Consider the following 19,166-nt stretch of genomic DNA (forward strand, 5'->3'; position numbering starts at 1 on the left):
AAGGCAGTTCGATCTGCATGCGTGAACGACTCCGCGTCGCGATGGTGGGCAACGGCTTCATGGGGGCCGCCCACTCGCAGGGATGGCGCGTCGCCCCGAGGTTCTTCGACCTCACGGCCGAGCCGACGATGGATGTCCTCGTCGGTCGAGATCCGGATCGGGCCGCCGCCTCCGCCGAGAAGTGGGGCTGGCGGGAGTCCGCGTCGGATTGGCGCGAGGTCGTCGCGCGGGACGACATCGACGTCGTCGACATCGTCACCCCGGGAGACAGCCACGCGGAGATCGCCATCGCCGCGCTCGAGGCGGGCAAGCACGTGCTGTGCGAGAAGCCGCTCGCGAACTCGTCCGCCGAGGCCGAGGCGATGACCCGGGCGGCCGAGGCCGCCGCCGCACGCGGCATCCGCTCGATGGTGGGCTTCACGTACCGTCGCCTCCCGGCGACGGCCTTCGCGCGGCACCTGATCGCCGAGGGGCGCATCGGCGAGGTCCGCCACGTGCGCGCCTCGTACCTGCAGGACTGGCTCGTCGACCCTGCGTCGCCCATGACCTGGCGGTTGCAGAAGGACCGTGCCGGATCGGGCGCCCTCGGGGACATCGGCGCGCACGCGGTCGACATGGCCGAGTACCTCACGGGGCTCCGGGTCGCCGAGGTGTCGGGCCTGCTCGAGACCTTCGTCCGCGAGCGGCCGATCGCCGGTTCCTCGTCCGGAGCCATCTCGGGCGGATCGACCGCTCCCCCCACGGGAGTGGGCGAGGTCACCGTCGACGACGTCGCGTTCTTCCACGGGCGCTTCGCATCGGGCGCGCTGGGCTCGTTCGAGGCATCGCGCATGGCGACCGGCCGCAAGAACGCCCTGCGCGTCGAGGTGTCGGGATCACGCGGCGCGATCGCGTTCGACCTCGAGCACCTCAACCGCATCGAGTACTACGACGCGTCGGCGCCCGCGAGCGAGCAGGGGTTCACGTCGATCATCGTGACCGAGCCGGAGCACCCGTGGGTCTCGGCGTGGTGGCCGGCCGGCCACCTGCTCGGCTACGAGCACGGCTTCGCCAACCAGGCGAGGGACTTCGTCGAGGCGATCGCCACGGGCGCCGACCCGAATCCGTCCTTCGCCGACGGGCTCCACGTGCAGCGCGTCCTCGACGCGGTCGAGGAGAGCGCCGCATCGACGGGTGCGTGGGTGGGGGTCGCCTCCGAGGCGGCCTCGGTGGCCGGCTGACGCGGCCCCGATCGGCCGGTATCCGCGAACGAGGGGAAGGTGCGGGATGTCGTCCACCGCATCCGTGCGACTCGATGAGCGGGCCGGGCGGCGAGCCGAGACCGTCGATGGCGTGACCGGAGGGGTGGACGAGGTCGAGCACGGTGCGGCCGGACTCGCCGCGCGCGTCGAGAAGGCGGTCGCACGCGCGCCGGCCGCGACGGCGGCCGCCTGGGCCGCCCTCGTCGCCCCCGCCGACGACCAGCCCGAACTGCGGGAGCTCATCGACGGGCTCGCCGCGCAGCGCGGGGGCAAGTACCTCCGCTCGAGGCTGGCCGCGGCGGCCTACCTCGGCATGGGCGGCAGGGACGCGGGGGCCTGCGACGGGCTGTCCGCGGCCGTGCAGTTGCTGCATCTGGGGCTCTGCGTCCACGACGACCTGATCGACGGCGACGACCGCCGTCACGGTCGCCCCAACCTGTTCGGCGTCACCCGGGAGACGCTGCGATCGATCGGCGCGGCATCGACGGCCGAGCACCGTGCGGCGTCGGCCGCCGTCCTCGCCGGCGACCTCGCGATCGGCGAGTGCATCGGGCTCCTCGCCCGCGCTCCCGTGCCTGACGGGATCCGGGTCTCGCTCGTGCTCGAGGTCGTCACCGCGCTCGGGCAGGCGGTCTCGGGCGAGCTGATGGACGTCAGCGGGGAGGGCCTCCCGGTCGAGGCGGCTCGACCCGCCCGCACGGCCGAACTGAAGACCTCGGGCTACAGCGTCGTCCTGCCGCTCCGGCTCGGCGCCCTCGCGTCGGGGCGAGCGGATGCCGCCGCGCTCGCCGCGCTCGGGGAGTTCGGACGCCACCTCGGGGTCGCGTACCAGTTCATGGACGACGAGCTCGCGGTCTTCGGGGATCCGGAGCGGACCGGCAAGTCGACCAGCTCCGACATCCGCTCGGGCAAGCGCACCTTCCTGCTCCAGCTCGCCTACGCCGGGTCGTCGGAGCAGCAGCGGGCGAGCCTCGACCGCGACATCGGCCGTGCCGACCTGTCCGATGCGGGCGTCGAGCGCGTCCGAGCCGTCATGCGCGACAGTGGCGCGCTCGAGCGGCATCGCGCCTGCATCGTGCGTCGGGCGGCCGATGCGGTGGCGGCGCTCGAGGGCGCCGGGCTTCCGGCGGAGCTCGAGGCGTACCTCGGGGTGCTCGCCAGGAGCGTGCCCGGCCGCTCGGCCTGACTTTCAACTGAACGTGAGCGGGTTATCGCGAAAGCAGTGCAACTTCTGATTGACCGAGGATTCAAGCTCGGCTAGCTTCGAGATCGGGGCCACGGCGCCCACGCGCAACGGTGCACAGGGAATGGAGTTCGACGATGAACGAAGGACGGACCGGGATCTGGTTCGTGGGCGCTCGAGGGAGCGTCGCGACCACCGCGACCGTGGGCCTCGCCGCCCTCGCCGACGAGCTCGTGGCGCCGGTGGGGCTCACGACCTCGGGGCCCGAGTTCGACGGCGTCGCGCTCCCGGCGTTCGGCGACCTGGTGGTCGGCGGCCACGACGTCGACGACACCCCGCTCGCCGATCGCGCACGCTCGCTCGCCGCCGGCGGAATGCTGCCCTCACGGATCGTCGACGCCGTCGGCGCCCGGCTCGACGCCGTCGACGCCGACATCCGCCTGCTCGCTCGCACCCCGCGCGGCACCCAGCGCGAGGAGATCGAGCTCCGCGCCGCCGACATCCGCGACTTCCGCGACCGCCACGGCCTCGCCCGGGTCGTGGTCATCGACGTCGCCTCGACCGAACCGCTCCCCGCCGATCGACCCGAATTCCACGCCCGTGCAGCGCTCGACGCCGCGCTCGACGACCCGGCATCCGAGCCGCTGCCCTCCAGCACGCTCTCGGCGATCGCGGCCGTCGCCGGCGCCGGTGCGCCCTACGCGTGCTTCACGCCGTCGCTCTCGCTCGGCGTCCCGGCGCTGCGCGACCTCGCCGCGGAATCCGCCGTGCCGATCGCCGGCCAGGACGGCAAGACCGGTGAGACGCTGCTCCGCACGGTCCTCGCGCCCATGTTCGCATCGCGTGGGATGCGCGTGCTCTCCTGGGCCGGCGCCAACCTCCTCGGCGGCGGCGACGGAGCGACGCTCGCCGATCCCGCCGCGGTGCAGTCCAAGCTCGTCTCGAAGAACCGGGGCCTGCACGACCTGCTCGGCGACGACGTCGTGACACCGCTGCACATCGACAACGTGCCCGACCTCGGCGACCTCAAGACGGCGTGGGACCACGTGCACGCCGAGGGCTTCCTCGACACCCGGATCACGCTGCAGACCACCTGGAGCGCGTACGACTCGACGCTCGCGGCGCCGCTCGTGATCGACCTCGCACGACTGCTCTCCCTGGCCGACGGCGCCGGCGTCACCGGCCCGGTCGCCGAACTCGGCTACTTCTTCAAGGACCCGTGGGGGAGCGACGAGCACGCGTTCGCCCGCCAGGCCGACGAGCTGGTCTCGTGGGCGCTCCGGACGGCGGTCCGGAGGTCCGCGGCGCAGGTGGCGTGACGTGGACGCACCCACGTTCCTGCAGCTGGTCCGGGCGCCCGCCGGCCTGACGGTCCTCGGCGACGCGACCACGGGCATGGCCGCGACCGGGCGTCGGGGCATCCTGCCCAGGCTCGGACTGCCCGTCGCCTCGGTGCTGCTCTACTGGGGCGGGATGGCGCTGAACGACGCGGCCGACGCGGACCTCGACCGGGTCGAGCGGCCCGAGCGGCCCATCCCCTCCGGCCGGGTGACGCGGCGCGCTGCCCTCGCCACGGCCGGCGCACTGACGACGGCGGGGATCGCGGTCGCCTGGCTCACCGGCGGCCGGTCCTCCCTGGCCGTCGCCCTCCCGCTCGCCGGCTCCATCTGGGCGTACGACCTCTCGGCCAAGCGGAACGTGCTCGGCCCGTTCGTCATGGCCGCCTGCCGGGGGCTCGACGTGCTGCTCGGCGCGGGGTCCGACGGCGCTCGGGTCGCCGCGCGGCCCGCGCTCGTGATGGCCGGGCACACCGCGAGCGTCACGGCGCTCGCCCGCGGCGAGGTGCACGGCACGAGTCCCGCCGTGGCGGCGGCCGCCGCCGTGGTCACCGCCGGGTCGGCCGTCGCCGCGGTGCGGCCGAAGGCGGATGCCGCGGGCATCGTGTCGTGGGTCGCGGCCGCCCGGTTCGCGCTCCCGACCCTCCGTGCCCAAGCCGGCGCGGTCGGCACCCCGACCGGTCCGGTCGTCCGCGACGCCACGCGCCGGGGCATCCTCGCGATGGTGCCGCTGCAGGCGGCGCTCACGGCCCGCGCCGGTCGCCCGATCGACGCGGTCGTCCTCCTCGCGGTCGACGCGCTCGGCATCCTGCTCATGCGCCGCGGTGCGAGGGGACGTGAGATCACGTGACCGGGTCCACGACGCTCGTCCGGCCCGTTCTGGGCTACGGCACGAACGGGCTCGCCGACCATCCGCTCGGCGCCGCGCTCGATGTGGTGCAGCGAAACGGGTACGGCGCGGTCGCGCTGACCCTGGGGCATCCGCACCTCGACCCGTTCGCCGACGGATGGCGCGATGACGTCCGACTCCTGCGCGACGACCTCGAGGCGCGCGGCCTCCGGGTCGTCGTCGAGACCGGCGGACGCTACGTGCTCGACGCCTTCCGCAAGCACCGCCCGAACCTGCTCGACGACGACGGCGAGGCCGAGCTGCGCGTGGCCTTCCTCGTCCGCGCGATCGAGATCGCCGAGGTCCTCGGCGCCGACTGCGTCTCGCTCTGGTCGGGCGTGCTGCCCGAGGGGGCCGACGCGGCGGGTGCGTGGCGTCGTCTCGTCGACCGGATGTCCCGGCTCGTCGTCACGGCCCGGGCCCACGGCGTGCGGCTCGGCTTCGAGCCCGAGCCGGGGATGCTGGTCGAGACCGTCGCCGATGCGCTGCGGCTGCACGGCGAGCTCGGCGATCCGCCGGAGTTCGGGATCACGGTCGACCTCGGCCACTGCGTGGTGGTCGAGCCGGGCGGCGTCGAGGGCGCCCTCCGCGCCGCGGGCGACCTCCTCGTGAACGTGCAGGTCGACGACATGCTGCCGCACGCGCACGAGCACCTCGAACTCGGCACGGGTGCGCTCGACCTCGACCTCGCGTTCCGCACGCTCGCCGAGCTCGAGTACGGCGGGATCGCCGCCGTCGAGCTGCCGCGCCACTCGCACGCGGCGCCGCGCCTGGCGCGGGAGAGCATCGCACGGCTGACCGAGGTCATGGAGAGGATCGGGTGAACCGCATGGAGGAATCGATGGGATCGAGGGCCGGTGCGCCGGCGATCGTCGTCGCCGACGAGCTCGAGACGCGCTACCGGGCCGGCGACACCGATGAGCGGATCCTCGTGCTCGGCGCGCTCGACCGGATCGTCGCGGAGCAGCCCGCGCCCGACCTCGTGCGCGCCGTCGGCGTCGACCTGGTGCGCGACGCGCTCCGCACCAACGACCCGCGACTCGTCGCGGCCGCGATGGGCCCGTTCGCCGGTCGCCACCTCGGCGATCACGACTGGCGGCACGGCGTCGTGAAGCTCGTCTTCATGGGCGTGCCGCTCACGGGCGTCGCCCGGCTCGACGAGCGCGCCGACGACGAGCTGGCCCGCATGGCCGAGGACCTCGCGGAGGAGCGCGCGGCCGCCGGGCGCCCCATCCCCGACGACCTCCGCGCGCTGCTCCCCGCGGCCGCCGACGCATCCCACGAGACAGGACGCTGACATGCGCATCTTCGACCCGCACATCCACATGACCTCCCGGACGACCGACGACTACGAGGCGATGTACGCCGCGGGCGTGCGCGCGGTCGTCGAGCCGGCGTTCTGGCTCGGCCAACCGCGCACGGGCGTCTCGAGCTACCTCGACTACTTCGACGCGATCACCGGGTGGGAGCGGTTCCGTGCGTCGCAGTTCGGCATCCGCCACCACGCGGCGATCGCGCTGAACCCGAAGGAGGCGAACGACCCGCGCTGCCGCGAGGTCATGCCCGAGCTCGACCGCTACCTCGGGCGCGAGTCGGTCGTGGCGGTCGGCGAGACCGGCTACGACTCGATGACCCCCGAGGAGGACGAGGTCCTCGAGGCGCACCTCGACCTCGCGATCCGCCACGCGCTGCCCGTCGTCGTGCACACGCCGCACCGCGACAAGAAGCACGGCACGCAGCGCACCCTCGACGTGATCGCGAACTCGGGCATCGCACCCGAGATGGTCGTGCTCGACCACCTGAACGAGGTCACGGTCGACCTGGTGGCGGAGCGCGGCTGCTGGATGGGCTTCTCGATCTACCCCGACACCAAGATGGACCCCGGTCGCATGGTCGCGATCCTCCAGCGGCTCGGCACGGAGCGGATGCTCGTGAACTCCGCCGCCGACTGGGGCCGCTCCGACCCGTTGCTCACGGCGAAGACGGGTCGCGCCATGCTCGAGGCGGGCTTCGCCGACGCGGAGGTCGACACCGTGCTCTGGGGCAACCCGGTCGCGTTCTACGGGCAGAGCGGCCGCCTCGACGTGAGCCCGCTTCCGGGGTTCGAGCTCGGCGGCGAGGCCGAGCTCTTCGAGGGCAACTCGATCCTGCGCGGTGCCGCCGCGGTGCCTGCGGAGGCGCCTGCCGGCGCGGGGGCGAACTGAGGATGCACCTCTCCTACTGCACCAACGTGCACCCGGCGGAGGACCTCGACGGGGTGATCGCGCAGCTGCACGCGGCGGCGGGTCCGATCCGTCGCGCGGCCGGCCTCGACCTCCTCGGCGTCGGCCTGTGGCTGTCCGCGCCGCTCGCGGCGCGCCTGGCGAACGAGACCGCCGCACCGGCCCGGCTGCGCGCCGCGCTCGAGAAGGAGGGGCTCGAGGTGCGCACCCTGAACGCGTTCCCGTACGAGGCCTTCCACGCGGAGGTCGTGAAGCTCGGCGTGTACCGGCCCGACTGGACCGACCCCGCACGCCTGGAGTACACGGTCGATGCGGCGCGAGTGCTCGCCGAACTGCTGCCGCCGGACGGCGAGGGCAGCATCTCGACACTGCCGCTGGGGTGGCGCGAGGGGTGGGATGCCGCGGCCGACCGTGCGGCGACGGACGCGCTGGTCGCACTGTGCGCCGAGCTCCGCGCCATCCGTGCGGAGACCGGACGCGTCATCCGCCTCGCCATCGAGCCCGAGCCGGGCTGCGTGCTCGACGACGTCGCCGACACGGTCGCGTGGCTGGATGCGCACCGCGACCGGGTCGACCTCGAGCACGTCGGCATCTGCCTGGACACCTGCCACCTCGCGGTCTCGTTCGCCGACCCGCGCATCGAGGTGGAGCGGATCGCGGCGGCTGGCATCCGGATCGTGAAGGTGCAGGCGTCGGCGGCGCTGCACGTCGAGCACCCCGGTGCACCCGACGCGCGGCGAGCGATCGCCGAGTACCGCGAGGACCGCTACCTGCACCAGGTCCGAGAGCAGGCGGCGAGCGGTCCGATCCGCATCGACGACCTCCCCGAGGCCCTGGAGGTGCTGCCCGCGTCGGCGCCGTGGCGGGTGCACTTCCACGTGCCGCTGCACCTCGAACCCGAGCCGCCGCTGCGGGCGACCACGGAGGTCCTCGAGGCCGCCCTCGACGCGGTCGTCGCAGTGCAGCCGGTGGACCAGCTGCACGTGGACGTCGAGACGTACACGTGGTCGGTGCTCCCGGGCGTCGACGCCGACCATCCCGTCGACCTCGTGGACGGCGTCGCGGGCGAGCTGCGGTGGGCCGCGACCCGCCTGGCCGAACGTCAGGGGCAGCCGGCATGACCCGCCGTGTGCTGCTGCTCGACGTGGTCGGGTTGACCGCCGACGTGTTGCGGTCCATGCCGCGCCTGTCCCGGATGGCCTCCGCCGGTTCGCGGGCCGAGCTCGGGACGGTGCTGCCCGCCGTGACGTGCTCGGTGCAGTCGAGCGTGCTGACCGGGCGGATGCCGTCCGGGCACGGCATCGTCGGCAACGGATGGTACTTCCGCGAGCTCGGCGACGTGCTCCTCTGGCGGCAGCACAACCGGCTGGTCGAGGGCGAGAAGCTCTGGGAGACCGCGCGACGCCGGGCCGACGGCGCGTACACCAGCGCGAACCTGGGCTGGTGGTACGCGATGGGCGCGAGCACCGACCTGACCGTCACGCCCCGCCCGATCTACCACGCCGACGGCCGCAAGTCGCCCGACTTCTACGCCCGTCCTCCCGCCCTCCACGACGATCTCCGCGACGCGCTCGGCGAGTTCCCCCTCTTCCAGTACTGGGGTCCCACGGCGAGCATCCGCTCGACGCACTGGATCGTCGACGCCACCCGCCGCGTGCTCGACCGGCCCGACGCACCCGAACTCACCATGGCGTACCTGCCTCACCTCGACTACGACCTGCAGCGCTTCGGCCCCGACGCCCCGGAGGCGGCACGCGCCGCCGCCGACCTCGACCGGGCGATGGCCCCGCTGCTCGACCAGGCCGACGCGCAGGGCGTCACCGTCGTCGCCCTCGCCGAGTACGGCCTCGCCGCCGCCGACCGCCCGGTCGACGTGAACCGCGCGCTGCGCCGCGAGGGACTGCTCGAGGTGTACGTCCAGGACGGCCGCGAGCAGCTGGACCCCTGGACCTCCCGCGCGTTCGCCGTCGCCGACCACCAGGTCGCGCACGTCTACGTCGCAGACCCGGCCGACGTGCCCCGCGTCGCGGCGATCCTGCAGGACCTCGACGGCGTCGACGAGGTCCTCGACCGGGACGCGCAGGCCCGGTACGGCCTCGACCACGCCCGCTCGGGCGAACTGGTCGCGGTCGCCGCACCCGGCGCGTGGTTCACGTACTACTTCTGGCTCGACGACGACGCGGCGCCCGAGTACGCGCGCGGCGTCGACATCCACCGCAAGCCCGGCTACGACCCCGCCGAGCTGTTCTTCGACCCGGCCGACCGGCTCGCGAGGGCCAAGGCCGCCGGCAACCTGGCGCGCAAGGCGCTCGGGCTCCGCTACGCGATGAGCACGGTGCCGCTCGATCCGTCGTGCGTGCGCGGCACGCACGGGCGCCTGCCCGACTCCGCCGCCGACACCCCGCTGCTGCTCGCCTCCGACCCGGCGTTCCTCGACGGCGCCGGCGAGCGCGTGCCGGCGACCGCGGTGCGCGACCTCGTGCTCCGCCACCAGGGCCTCGGCGAGCGCATGCCGCAGCCCGCCGGGCGCGACCGTGTCGCGCCCCGATGACCACCGAACACCGAGAGAGGATCCGAGAATGACCGACACTCCCGCCACCCACCCCGTCACCCTGTTCACCGGGCAATGGGCCGACCTGCCGTTCGAGGAGGTCGCGCGCCTGGCCTCCGAGTGGGGCTACGACGGCCTCGAGATCGGCGTCGGCGGCGACCACCTCGACACGAAGCTCGCCGACGAGGAGCCCGGCTACCTGAGGGAGAAGCAGGAGCTCCTCAAGCGCTACGACCTGAAGGTGTACGCGATCTCGAACCACCTGACCGGCCAGGCCGTGTGCGACGACCCGATCGACTTCCGCCACCAGGCGATCGTGCGCCCGTACACGTGGGGCGACGGCGACGCCGAGGGCGTGCGCCAGCGCGCCGCGGAGGACATGAAGCGCACCGCGCGCGTGGCCCGCAAGCTCGGCGTCGACACCGTCGTGGGATTCACCGGCTCGAAGATCTGGCAGTACGTGGCGATGTTCCCGCCCGTGCCGGCCTCGGTCATCGACGCCGGCTACGAGGACTTCGCGAACCGCTGGAACCCGATCCTCGACGTCTTCGACGACGAGGGCGTCCGCTTCGCGCACGAGGTGCATCCGTCCGAGATCGCGTACGACCACTGGACGAGCGTGCGCACGCTCGAGGCGATCGACCGGCGCCCGGCGTTCGGGTTCAACTGGGACCCGAGCCACATGATGTGGCAGGGCGTCGACCCGGTCGGCTTCATCTGGGACTTCCAGGACCGGATCTACCACGTCGACTGCAAGGACACGCGCATCCGAACGGCGAACAGCCGCTCCGGCATCCTCGGTTCGCACCTGCCGTGGGGCGACCCGCGTCGCGGCTGGGACTTCGTCTCGACCGGGCACGGCGACGTGCCGTGGGAGGACGCGTTCCGCGCGCTCGACGCGATCGGCTACACCGGTCCGATCTCGGTCGAGTGGGAGGACGCGGGCATGGACCGCCTGCACGGCGGTCCGCAGGCGCTCGAGTACGTGCGCTCGCTCATCTGGCCGCGCCCGACCGCGTCGTTCGACGCGGCCTTCTCGAACCAGTAGCGAGCGGATGCCGCGGGCCGCGCGCCCGGCCGTACGATCGAGACCATGCGTCCCGAACCGACGGCCGCGCGACGCGGCCCGCGACCGTCGCCCCGCGGCGATCGGGGTGCGCGGCCCTCGCGGCCCGACCGCGACCTGTCGCGTCCGCTGCCACCCGGGCTGAGCTGGGGTGCGCTCGCCGCGTTCGCGACGGCGCTCACCCTCGGACTGCTCCTCGACGTCCTCCCCTGGTGGCTCGCGGCGTGGTACGGCGCGGCGAGCCTCGTCGCGTTCGCCGCCTACGGCATCGACAAGGCGGCGGCGCGCCGCGACGCATCCAGGATGCCCGAGCAGACCCTGCACCTGATCGACGTCGCGGGCGGATGGCCCGGGGCGCTCGTCGCCCAGCAGCTCTTCCGGCACAAGACGCGCAAGCGCACCTTCCGGCGTGCGTTCTGGCTCACGGTCGTCGTGAACCTTGCCCTCGCCGCCGGCCTGGTCGCGCTGCTCGGCTCGCCCGACCTCGTCGCCGGCGGCGTCACGGATCGCCTGGGCGGCTGAGGGTCTCAGGTCCCAACGGCGTTCGTTCGCCCCGTGGTACCGTCCGCGCGGAATCGGCCGTCGGTCGAGCCCGGCATGAGGTCGGGCGAACCGGCGCCGGCAAGGGGGAGGAACATGCAACGCCATGCCCGGGTCAGCACCAGGCTGACCAGAATCGCCGCGCTCGCCGCCTCGGCCGCCGTCGCGGTGGTCCTGTCCGCCGTCGCACCTGCGGCCGCCGCACCGCCGTCGGGCAACAACGGGGGCAAGGACATCGCCTCGACGACGGAGAACTACGTCACCACCTTCTATCCGATCTGGTTCACGCACTTCCAGACCACCGCGCTCCCGGTGCCGGTGAACCACTTCATCGGGCCGAACGAGATCTCGCCGGTGTACCAGGCGGTCGTCGCCATCAACGACGACACCCTCTACGCGAGCACGCCGCTCGACGTCAGCGGGGGCCCGGTCGGCGTCGTCGTGCCGGCCACGCCGGTCGCCTACTCGGTCCTGCTCGTCGACCCCTACGGCAACGTCTACCCGTCGGGCATCCCGTCGCGGAAGGCGGGCGAGGGCACCCAGACCATCGAGTACGCCCTCATCGGACCGGACGCCTCGGACGACCTCCTGGGCGCCGAGGTCGTCCGGCTGCCGCTCGACCACATGATCATGATCTTCCGCGTGGACAAGCACATCGGCACTGAGGACGTGACGACCGAGGCGGAGGAGTTCCGGAAGGGCATCCTGGCGAACGGCGTCCCGACGGCCGTCAAGCCCGTCGAGGAATTCGGGGTCCCGGTGAAGACGATCGCCGACGACCTCGTCCGCCTCGCTCCGATCGAGTTCCTGCGCCAGACGCAGGTCGCGGTGGCCGACGACGGCTGGACCCCGCCGCTGAACCGGCAGGAGCAGAAGCTCTCCGACGACTTCGACGCGCTCTTCGGCGACGGTTCGAGTCTCACGGATGCCGAACGCGCGCAGTTCGCGGAGGGCGCCCGGTCGGCGCACGACGCCCTCATCGCCAACTACCTGGACCATCGGGGCGCGACGAACTGGACCCACTTCACCAACATCGGCGCGTGGAAGAAGAACGTCCTCGACCGGGCGTCGATCACCGAGTTCTGCCAGTACTGCAACACGATCGAGACGGCCGCGTACTACCACGCGTTCTACGACGGCAACGGCGCGCCCCTCGACGGCTCGAACCCGGGCGGCTACGTGCTGACCTTCCCGGCCGACGCGATCCCCGACGCGGAGCGCTTCTGGTCGGTGACCGCCTACACGCCGAACGCGATCCAGCCGATCCCGAACGCCCTCGACAAGTACCTCGTCGCGAGCTACACGGAGGGCCTGGAGACGAACCCCGACGGCTCGATCTCGATCTACCTGGCGGTGACGCAGCCCGACGGCGTGCCCCAGGCGAACTGGCTCCCGGTGCGCGACGGCGCGTTCAACGTGATGCTGCGCGTCTACGGCGTCGTGCCGAAGAGCGACATCGCCAAGGACAAGTACCTCCCGCCGGCGATCCAGCTGCACTGACGCGACGGCCCACGGCACCCGCCCGCCACGCCGGTGGGCGGGTGCCCTCGCGCGCTGAGGCCACGTCGCGGATGGCCCGGATCGGCCATGGGCGGATGGCCCGGACTCGCGATGTGCGCGGGGCCGGATCGGAGTGGACTCGAAGGGTCGATCAGCCCCGCCCGGGGCCGGAGAACCAGGAGTCATCATGTCCACCGCCGTCGCACCCGCATCCGTCGCACCCGCGCCCGCGCCCGCCGCGCCGGCCCGCGTCGCGGTCCCATCGATCGTCCCGCCGTCGCCGTCGCCGTCGCCGTCGCCGTCGCCGGCGTCCGCCGACGCATCCGCGCTCGCGTACGCCTCCATCGCGCACGGCACCGTGCGCGGCTACTACCGCGTGCTGTTCGAGGCGGGTCCCGTCGACGCCGCCGCGTTCGCTGCGCTCGCGGGCGTGTCCCGCCGCGAGTCGCAGCGCTGGCTGGCCGAGCAGCTCGAGCTCGGGCTGCTGCGTCCGGTCGCCCCGACCGTCGCCCCGGTCACCGAGGTGTACCTGCCCGGCGAGTTCGCGCCGGTGCTGCTCGACGGCCACGGACCGGCCGAGCTCGCCGCGGCGCGACGCATGTTCGCGGAGCACGCCGACGAGCTGCCCGAGGTGCTCCGCACGCTCTGGACGGTGACCGAGGATCCCGCCGACCACCTGTCCCGCGGCATCGGCCGTCTCTGGTCGCGGATGTTCGCCGGCGACCGCTGACCGGCCGACCCGGGCCCGGATGGTGGCCCGAGCATCCCTCGCCTTCCTAGACTGAGGCCGTGGAGGCCGCAGACCAGGTCATCCGGTACGCAGAGCACGACGGCGCGCCGGTCGCGTGGTCCGCGATCGGCCGCGGTCCGCCGCTGGTGCTCGGCGGATGGTGGTGCAGCCACCTCGACCTCGACTGGCGCCAGCCCCGCTTCCGGCGCTTCGCGTCCGGTCTCGCGCAGGGTCGGACGATCATCAGGTACGACCGGCCCGGAACCGGTGCATCCGATCGAGGGCGGGTGCCGCCACGCACGCTCGACGAGGAGCTCGCCGTGCTCGAGGCGGTGCTCGCCGCCGCAGGGGTCGCGCGCGCGTCGCTCTTCGGCGCGTCGTCGGGCGGCGGCGTCGCGTCGCTCTTCGCCGCGCGGCATCCCGACGCCGTCGATCGCCTCGTGCTCTACGGCACCTACGCCCGAGGCGCCGACCTGGCGCCTCCCGCCGCGCGCGACGCCCTGCTCGCCGTCGTGCGGCAGCACTGGGGGATCGGCTCGCGCGTCCTCTCCGACCTCTTCGAGCCCGATGCGACGGCCGCGGAGCGCGACGAGTTCGTCGAGTTCCAGCGTCGTGCCGCGACGCCCGAGGCCGCCCTCGCCTCGCTCGCCGAGGTCTACGCGATGGACTCGACGGCGCACCTCGGCGAGGTCCGGGCGCCGACGCTCGTGCTGCACCGTCGTGAGGACCGCGCGATCGCGTTCGCGCTCGGTCGGGACGTCGCGGACCGGATCCCGCACGCCGGCTTCGTGCCGCTCCACGGCGAGGACCACTTCCCGTGGCGGGGCGACGCCGACGCGATCGTGCGGGAGACCCGTCGGTTCCTCGGCGACCGGGTCGAGCCCGCAGGCGACGCCCCGGCGGCCGCGACCGGCGACGCGGGCGCGGCGGCGAGCGGGACACCGCACCTCACCGAGCGCGAGCGCGAGGTGTTGCGGCTCGTCGCCCGCGGCGAGACCGATGCCGAGATCGCCGCGCACCTCGTGCTCTCGGTCCACACGGTCCACCGGCACGTCGCGAACATCCGCTCCCGACTGGGGGTGCCCTCGCGAGCCGCGGCGGCGGCCTGGGCCCTGCGGACCGGGCTCATCTGAGCCCGGTCACACCCGCTCGGTCACCGTTCCGTGCGTGAGGTGCAGCCGACGTTCGGCGCGCCTCGCGACGGCCGAGTCGTGGGTGACGATCACCACCGTGAGCCCGCGGTCGCGGTGGAGCCCCTCGAGGAGGTCCATGATCTCGTCGCGCGTCTGCTCGTCGAGGTTGCCGGTGGGCTCATCGGCGAGGAGCACCTCCGGTTCCTTGACGAGCGCGCGGGCGATGGCGACGCGCTGCTGCTGCCCTCCCGAGAGCTCGCTCGGGACGTGGTGCGCGCGGTCGCCGAGTCCGACGGACTCGAGGGCCGTGGTCGCGCGGCGACGGCGCTCCTCGGTCGGGACGCCGAGGGGCTCGAGCGCGGTCTCGACGTTCTCCCGCGCCGAGAGGGTGGGGATGAGGTTGAAGCCCTGGAACACGAAGCCGATCTCGCTCGCCCGGATCCGGCCGAGCTTCGCATCGCGCATGCCCGACAGGTCGGCCTCGCCGAGTGCGATGCGCCCGGACGTCGGACGGTCGAGCGCGCCGAGCATCTGCAGCAGCGTGGACTTGCCGCCGCCCGTCGGGCCCTGGATCGCGACGAGCTGACCGGTCGGGATCGTGAGGCTGACGTCCGTCAGCGCGTGGATCGTGCGGTCCTTCCGTCGATAGGTCTTCGTGACGTTCTCGAGGGTGTACATGCGGGTGGTCCTTTCCGGTGTCCGGTGGTCTGGCGACGGATGCCGCGGTGCGCGTCGGTGCGGTCGGAGTCGTCAGGCGACGCTGCGCAGCGCCTCGGCGGGGCGGAGCCGGCTGGCGCGCCATCCGCCGATCGCCCCGGCGAGGAGGCCGCCGAGGACCGCGAGGCCGACCGCGAGCGCGACGACCGTCACGGTGACGGGGGCGTTGAGGATCACCTCGGTGGTCTGCTGCGCTGCCGCGAACGGGCCGCCCTGGCCGCCGAAGCCTCCGGGGCCGCCCTCGCCGCCCGGGCCGGCGGCCATGGGGGAGGAGGTGGTCGCGAGGCTCGGGGAGATCGCGTTGATGACGCCGATGCCGATGAACCCGAGCGCGAGGCCCGCCGCGCCGCCGATGAGCCCCTGCACGAGCGACTCGCCGGCGACCTGGCCGACGATGCGGCGGTTCGACCAGCCGATCGCCTTCAGCGTGCCGAACTCGCGCGTGCGCCGGGTGACGCCCTGGATGGTGAAGAGGATCGCGATGAGGAACGCGGCCGCGAGCACGGCGACCGAGAGCCAGAGGCCGAGGCTCGAGACGAGCGCGCTCGCGCTGCCGAGCGAGCCGGAGACGCTCGCCGCGAGGTCCTCCTGCGTGCTCACGGTCTGGTCGGGGAGGGCCGCCTCGAGGTCGGCCTTCACGGCGGGGATGTCGGAGGCCGACGCGGCCCTGACCGAGACGACGGAGACCCGGCCGTCCATGCCGGACAGCTCCTGTGCCACGTCGAGCGGGATGTAGGCGTTCGACGCGGTCGCGGCATCCGCCGACGTCGAGGCGACGGTGCCGACGACCTCGAACTCGGTGCCGCCGAGGTCGATGGCGTCGCCGACTGCCACGCCCTCGGCCGTGGCGTACTCGGCATCGAGGACGACGACGTGCTCGCCCGTGTCGCCGGAGTCGAGGCCGCGGCCGTCGGCGAGCGCGACCGCGCTGAGCGGCCCGATCGCCTCGTCGGCCGGGTCGACGCCGGTCACGCTCACGCTCGTCACGTCGAACGCGCCGCCGCCGAAGCCGCCGCCCTCGCCGGGCCCGGGCATCGTGCCGCCCGCCGCCCGGTCCCCGGCCGACTGGTCGGTCGGGGGCTCGGGCAGCTCGCCGTCGAACGTCACGTTCGTGAGGGCGAGCGTGGCGGATGCCGCGGCCACGCCGTCGACGCCCTCGACCGTGTCGAGCGCGGAGGCGTCGAACGTGGACGTCCCGGGGTCGACGGTCAGGCGCGAGTTGCTGAGCGTGGTGCCGCCGTCGCTGGTCTCGCCGTCCGCCGCCCCGAACTCGAACCGGACGCCGGGCCCGCCTCCCTCGCCCTCCTCGGGCGGGCCCGCCGCCTGCGAGATCGCGAGGTCGGTGCCGACCCCGTAGACTGACTCGAGCACGGCGGCCTGCGCATCGCGCACGCCCGCCGAGACGGCGTCGACGATCATGACCAGCGCGATGGCGAGCGCCATCCCCACTGCGATGATCGCCGTCTGCCTGCGGCGCCCGGCGAGTTCGCGCCGGAGGTAGGTGAAGAACATGCGGGGTCCTCATCTGGTCGTTCGGCCCGCGGCGATCGCGGGCCCGACTCGGACGCTACGAACGCGGGCTGTGCCGCACCGTTGTCGCACCTATGGATCGCGTATGAGCGAGGGACGCATCGGTTCATCGCGAGGTCACAGGCCGCATCCGCTCGGGTCATAGGAAGTCCACAGGAATTCCCGCATACTCGGAAGGCATGAGCATGGAGACCGGGACCGGGACCGCGCACCGACCGCAGATCGGGAAGGCGGACGGCAGCCCTGTGCGCGTCCTCGTCGTCGACGACGAGAACTCCCTCACCGACCTCCTGAAGATGGCGCTCCGCTACGAGGGCTGGGAGGTGCGCACCGCGTCGGACGGCCTCGGCGCCGTGCGGGCCGCGCGGGAGTTCCGCCCCGACGCGATCGTGCTCGACATCATGCTCCCCGACATCGACGGGCTCGAGGTGCTGCAGCGCGTGCGCGCCGACGGCACCGAGACGCCCGTGCTGTTCCTCACCGCCAAGGACTCGCTCGACGACCGCATCGCGGGGCTCACCGCCGGCGGCGACGACTACGTCACGAAGCCGTTCAGCCTCGAGGAGGTCGTGGCGCGGCTGCGCGGCCTCATCCGGCGATCGACGCTGACGCTCGCCCAGGCGAAGGATCCGGTGCTCCGCGTCGGCGACCTCTCGCTCGACGAGGACTCGTACGAGGTCGAACGCGGCGGCACGGCGATCGAGCTCACGGCGACCGAGTTCGAGCTGCTCCGCTTCCTCATGCGGAACCCTCGCCGCGTGCTCTCGAAGGCGCAGATCCTCGACCGGGTCTGGAACTACGACTTCGGCGGCAGGGAGTCCGTCGTCGAGCTGTACATCTCCTACCTGCGGAAGAAGATCGACGCGGGTCGCGACCCCATGATCCACACGGTCCGCGGTGCGGGCTACATGCTGAAGGCGGCGGGATGACGCACCCGGGCGAACCGGGATACGCGTCGGCCGCACGGCGTGCCGCCTCCGAGCGCACGCGGTCGATGGACGACGCCGGCGGCACCGGCGACGGATCCGCCGTGCGTCGTCGACGGGCGCCGCAGACGCTGCGGCGCCGGCTCCTCGTCGTCATCGCCGGGCTCGTCGTGCTGGTCAGCGCGATCGTCGGCCTCGTGAGCGTCGCGTCGCTGCACGACCAGCTCATGGCGCGCATGGACGCGCAGCTCGTCCAGGCCACCGACCGCGCGGCGCGGACGCTCGGCGAGGAGCGGGAGGAACGCGAGGATCGGGTGCCGCTCCCGCCCGAGGGCGCCGAGGCGCTGCTCCGCATCCCCGGCCAGCCCGTCGGCGCGATCGCCGCACTCGTCACGGATCGCGCGGTCGTGACGTTCGGCGCGATCGACGAGGAGGGCGACTTCGTCGATCCGCCCGAGGCGATCGCACCGGTCCTCGCCTCGGTCCCGGCCGACCGGACGCCCGTGACGGTCGAGCTCGACGAACTCGGGGAGTACCGGGCGATCGCCGCGCCCACCGACGGCGGGTTCTCGTTCGTCGTCGCCTTCCCGCTCGCCGAGGTGAACGCGACGACGGCACAGCTCGCGGTCACCGTGGGCGTGGTCGCGATCGCCGGCCTCGCCGCCGCCCTCGTGCTCGGCGCGGTGATCGTGCGGCGCGCGCTCGTGCCGCTCGACCGCGTCACCGAGACCGCGACACTCGTCTCCGAGCTGCCGCTCGCGCGCGGCGACGTCGAACTGCCCGACGAGGTCCCCGTCGACGACGAGCGGACCGAGGTCGGGCGGCTCGCGACATCCTTCAACCGCATGCTCGGCCACGTGGCCGCATCGCTGTCGGCTCGCGAGCAGTCCGAGCGCAAGGTGCGCCGGTTCGTCGCGGACGCCAGCCACGAGCTCCGGACGCCGCTCGCCTCGATCCGCGGCTACTCCGAGCTTACGCGCCTGCACGGCGGCGAACTGCCGCCCGACGTGGTGCACGCGCTCGGCCGCATCGAGTCCGAATCGCTGCGGATGACGGAGCTCGTCGAGGACCTGCTCCTGCTCGCCCGGCTCGACGAGGGGCGCGAGCTCAGGCGGGAACGGGTCGACCTCACCCGGCTCGTGATCGACGCGGTCGGCGACGCCCAGGTGGCGGCGCCCGACCACGAGTGGCGCGTCGAGGTGCCCGACGACGAGGTGACCGTGACCGGCGACGCCGGCCGCCTGCACCAGGTCGTGGCGAACCTCCTCGCGAACGCCCGCGTGCACACGCCCGAGGGCACGGAGGTCGTCGTCCGCGTGGCGCGTGTGCCCGCGGCATCCGGGGCGCCCGACCCGACCCGCGTGCGCGTGACGGTCACCGACGACGGACCCGGCATCGACCCCGCCGTGCGGGCGACCCTGTTCGAGCGGTTCGCGCGCGGCGATGCGTCGCGCTCGCGCCGGGCCGGCAGCACCGGCCTCGGCCTGGCCATCGTGAAGGCCGTCGTCACCGCGCACCGCGGCACCGTCGAGGTCGAGAGCGAGCCCGGCCGCACGGTCTTCGCCGTCGACCTCCCCGCCTGACCCCCGGCCCCCCGCCCC

The 19,166-nt window shown here is 73.5% G+C and carries 18 protein-coding genes; 16 read left to right on the forward strand and 2 right to left on the reverse strand.

Annotation, left to right across the window (positions count from 1 at the left end; translation table 11 throughout):
* Positions 1–17 precede the first annotated feature (17 nt).
* The 14 genes from ACFVHK_RS08730 to ACFVHK_RS08795 all read left to right on the forward strand — a co-directional run bounded on the left by ACFVHK_RS08730 (position 18) and on the right by ACFVHK_RS08795 (position 14,392).
* Positions 18–1,220, forward strand: a complete 1,203-nt coding sequence (locus tag ACFVHK_RS08730; protein WP_376928470.1) for a Gfo/Idh/MocA family protein — start codon at positions 18–20, stop codon at positions 1,218–1,220.
* Positions 1,221–1,266: 46 nt separating this feature from the next.
* Positions 1,267–2,427, forward strand: coding sequence for a polyprenyl synthetase family protein (locus tag ACFVHK_RS08735; protein ID WP_376928471.1), 1,161 nt, complete (start codon positions 1,267–1,269; stop codon positions 2,425–2,427).
* A 134-nt stretch (positions 2,428–2,561) separates the two neighbouring features.
* Positions 2,562–3,743: an inositol-3-phosphate synthase gene (locus ACFVHK_RS08740; RefSeq protein ID WP_376928472.1), complete on the forward strand. Its 1,182-nt coding sequence runs from the start codon at positions 2,562–2,564 to the stop codon at positions 3,741–3,743.
* 1 nt (position 3,744) lies between these two features.
* Positions 3,745–4,611, forward strand: a complete 867-nt coding sequence (locus ACFVHK_RS08745; RefSeq protein WP_376928473.1) for an SCO3242 family prenyltransferase — start codon at positions 3,745–3,747, stop codon at positions 4,609–4,611.
* Entirely contained in the window at positions 4,608–5,474 is an 867-nt protein-coding gene (locus ACFVHK_RS08750) for a sugar phosphate isomerase/epimerase family protein (RefSeq protein WP_376928474.1), read from the forward strand. The genes ACFVHK_RS08745 and ACFVHK_RS08750 overlap by 4 nt, the downstream gene beginning before the upstream one ends.
* 17 nt (positions 5,475–5,491) lie before the next feature.
* Positions 5,492–5,947: an EboA domain-containing protein gene (locus ACFVHK_RS08755; protein WP_376928475.1), complete on the forward strand. Its 456-nt coding sequence runs from the start codon at positions 5,492–5,494 to the stop codon at positions 5,945–5,947.
* A gap of 1 nt (position 5,948) precedes the next feature.
* On the forward strand, positions 5,949–6,854 hold the full coding sequence (locus tag ACFVHK_RS08760; RefSeq protein WP_129235099.1) for a TatD family hydrolase: 906 nt from the start codon (positions 5,949–5,951) through the stop codon (positions 6,852–6,854).
* A 2-nt stretch (positions 6,855–6,856) separates the two neighbouring features.
* Positions 6,857–7,993 (forward strand): metabolite traffic protein EboE, encoded by a 1,137-nt coding sequence (eboE, locus tag ACFVHK_RS08765; RefSeq protein ID WP_376928476.1) that lies wholly within the window; start codon positions 6,857–6,859, stop codon positions 7,991–7,993.
* Positions 7,990–9,423 (forward strand): nucleotide pyrophosphatase/phosphodiesterase family protein, encoded by a 1,434-nt coding sequence (locus ACFVHK_RS08770; protein WP_376928477.1) that lies wholly within the window; start codon positions 7,990–7,992, stop codon positions 9,421–9,423. The genes eboE and ACFVHK_RS08770 overlap by 4 nt, the downstream gene beginning before the upstream one ends.
* 28 nt (positions 9,424–9,451) lie before the next feature.
* The gene (locus ACFVHK_RS08775; protein ID WP_376928478.1) at positions 9,452–10,471 is read left to right on the forward strand and encodes a sugar phosphate isomerase/epimerase family protein; all 1,020 of its coding nucleotides are present in this window, start codon (positions 9,452–9,454) and stop codon (positions 10,469–10,471) included.
* A gap of 45 nt (positions 10,472–10,516) precedes the next feature.
* On the forward strand, positions 10,517–11,011 hold the full coding sequence (locus ACFVHK_RS08780; protein WP_376928479.1) for a DUF1294 domain-containing protein: 495 nt from the start codon (positions 10,517–10,519) through the stop codon (positions 11,009–11,011).
* 114 nt (positions 11,012–11,125) lie between these two features.
* A complete protein-coding gene (locus ACFVHK_RS08785; protein ID WP_376928480.1) occupies positions 11,126–12,529 on the forward strand; it encodes a DUF1214 domain-containing protein in 1,404 nt (467 codons plus the stop codon).
* 187 nt (positions 12,530–12,716) lie between these two features.
* Complete coding sequence (locus ACFVHK_RS08790; RefSeq protein WP_376928481.1) at positions 12,717–13,259, forward strand: hypothetical protein; 543 nt, start codon at positions 12,717–12,719, stop codon at positions 13,257–13,259.
* A gap of 59 nt (positions 13,260–13,318) precedes the next feature.
* Positions 13,319–14,392, forward strand: coding sequence for an alpha/beta fold hydrolase (locus ACFVHK_RS08795; RefSeq protein ID WP_376928482.1), 1,074 nt, complete (start codon positions 13,319–13,321; stop codon positions 14,390–14,392).
* Between the two features lie 6 nt (positions 14,393–14,398).
* Here ACFVHK_RS08795 and ACFVHK_RS08800 read toward each other — a convergent pair whose 3' ends face one another.
* Positions 14,399–15,070: an ABC transporter ATP-binding protein gene (locus ACFVHK_RS08800; RefSeq protein ID WP_376928483.1), complete on the reverse strand. Its 672-nt coding sequence runs from the start codon at positions 15,068–15,070 to the stop codon at positions 14,399–14,401.
* A 72-nt stretch (positions 15,071–15,142) separates the two neighbouring features.
* The gene (locus ACFVHK_RS08805; protein ID WP_376928484.1) at positions 15,143–16,621 is read right to left on the reverse strand and encodes an ABC transporter permease; all 1,479 of its coding nucleotides are present in this window, start codon (positions 16,619–16,621) and stop codon (positions 15,143–15,145) included.
* Between the two features lie 197 nt (positions 16,622–16,818).
* Between ACFVHK_RS08805 and ACFVHK_RS08810 the strand changes: the two genes are divergently transcribed.
* The gene (locus ACFVHK_RS08810) at positions 16,819–17,568 is read left to right on the forward strand and encodes a response regulator transcription factor (RefSeq protein WP_376928485.1); all 750 of its coding nucleotides are present in this window, start codon (positions 16,819–16,821) and stop codon (positions 17,566–17,568) included.
* On the forward strand, positions 17,565–19,148 hold the full coding sequence (locus ACFVHK_RS08815; RefSeq protein ID WP_376928486.1) for a sensor histidine kinase: 1,584 nt from the start codon (positions 17,565–17,567) through the stop codon (positions 19,146–19,148). The genes ACFVHK_RS08810 and ACFVHK_RS08815 overlap by 4 nt, the downstream gene beginning before the upstream one ends.
* Positions 19,149–19,166: the final 18 nt, after the last annotated feature.

Origin of the sequence: Agromyces binzhouensis, from assembly GCF_042672355.1 — a bacterium.
GTDB lineage: Bacteria > Actinomycetota > Actinomycetes > Actinomycetales > Microbacteriaceae > Agromyces > Agromyces binzhouensis.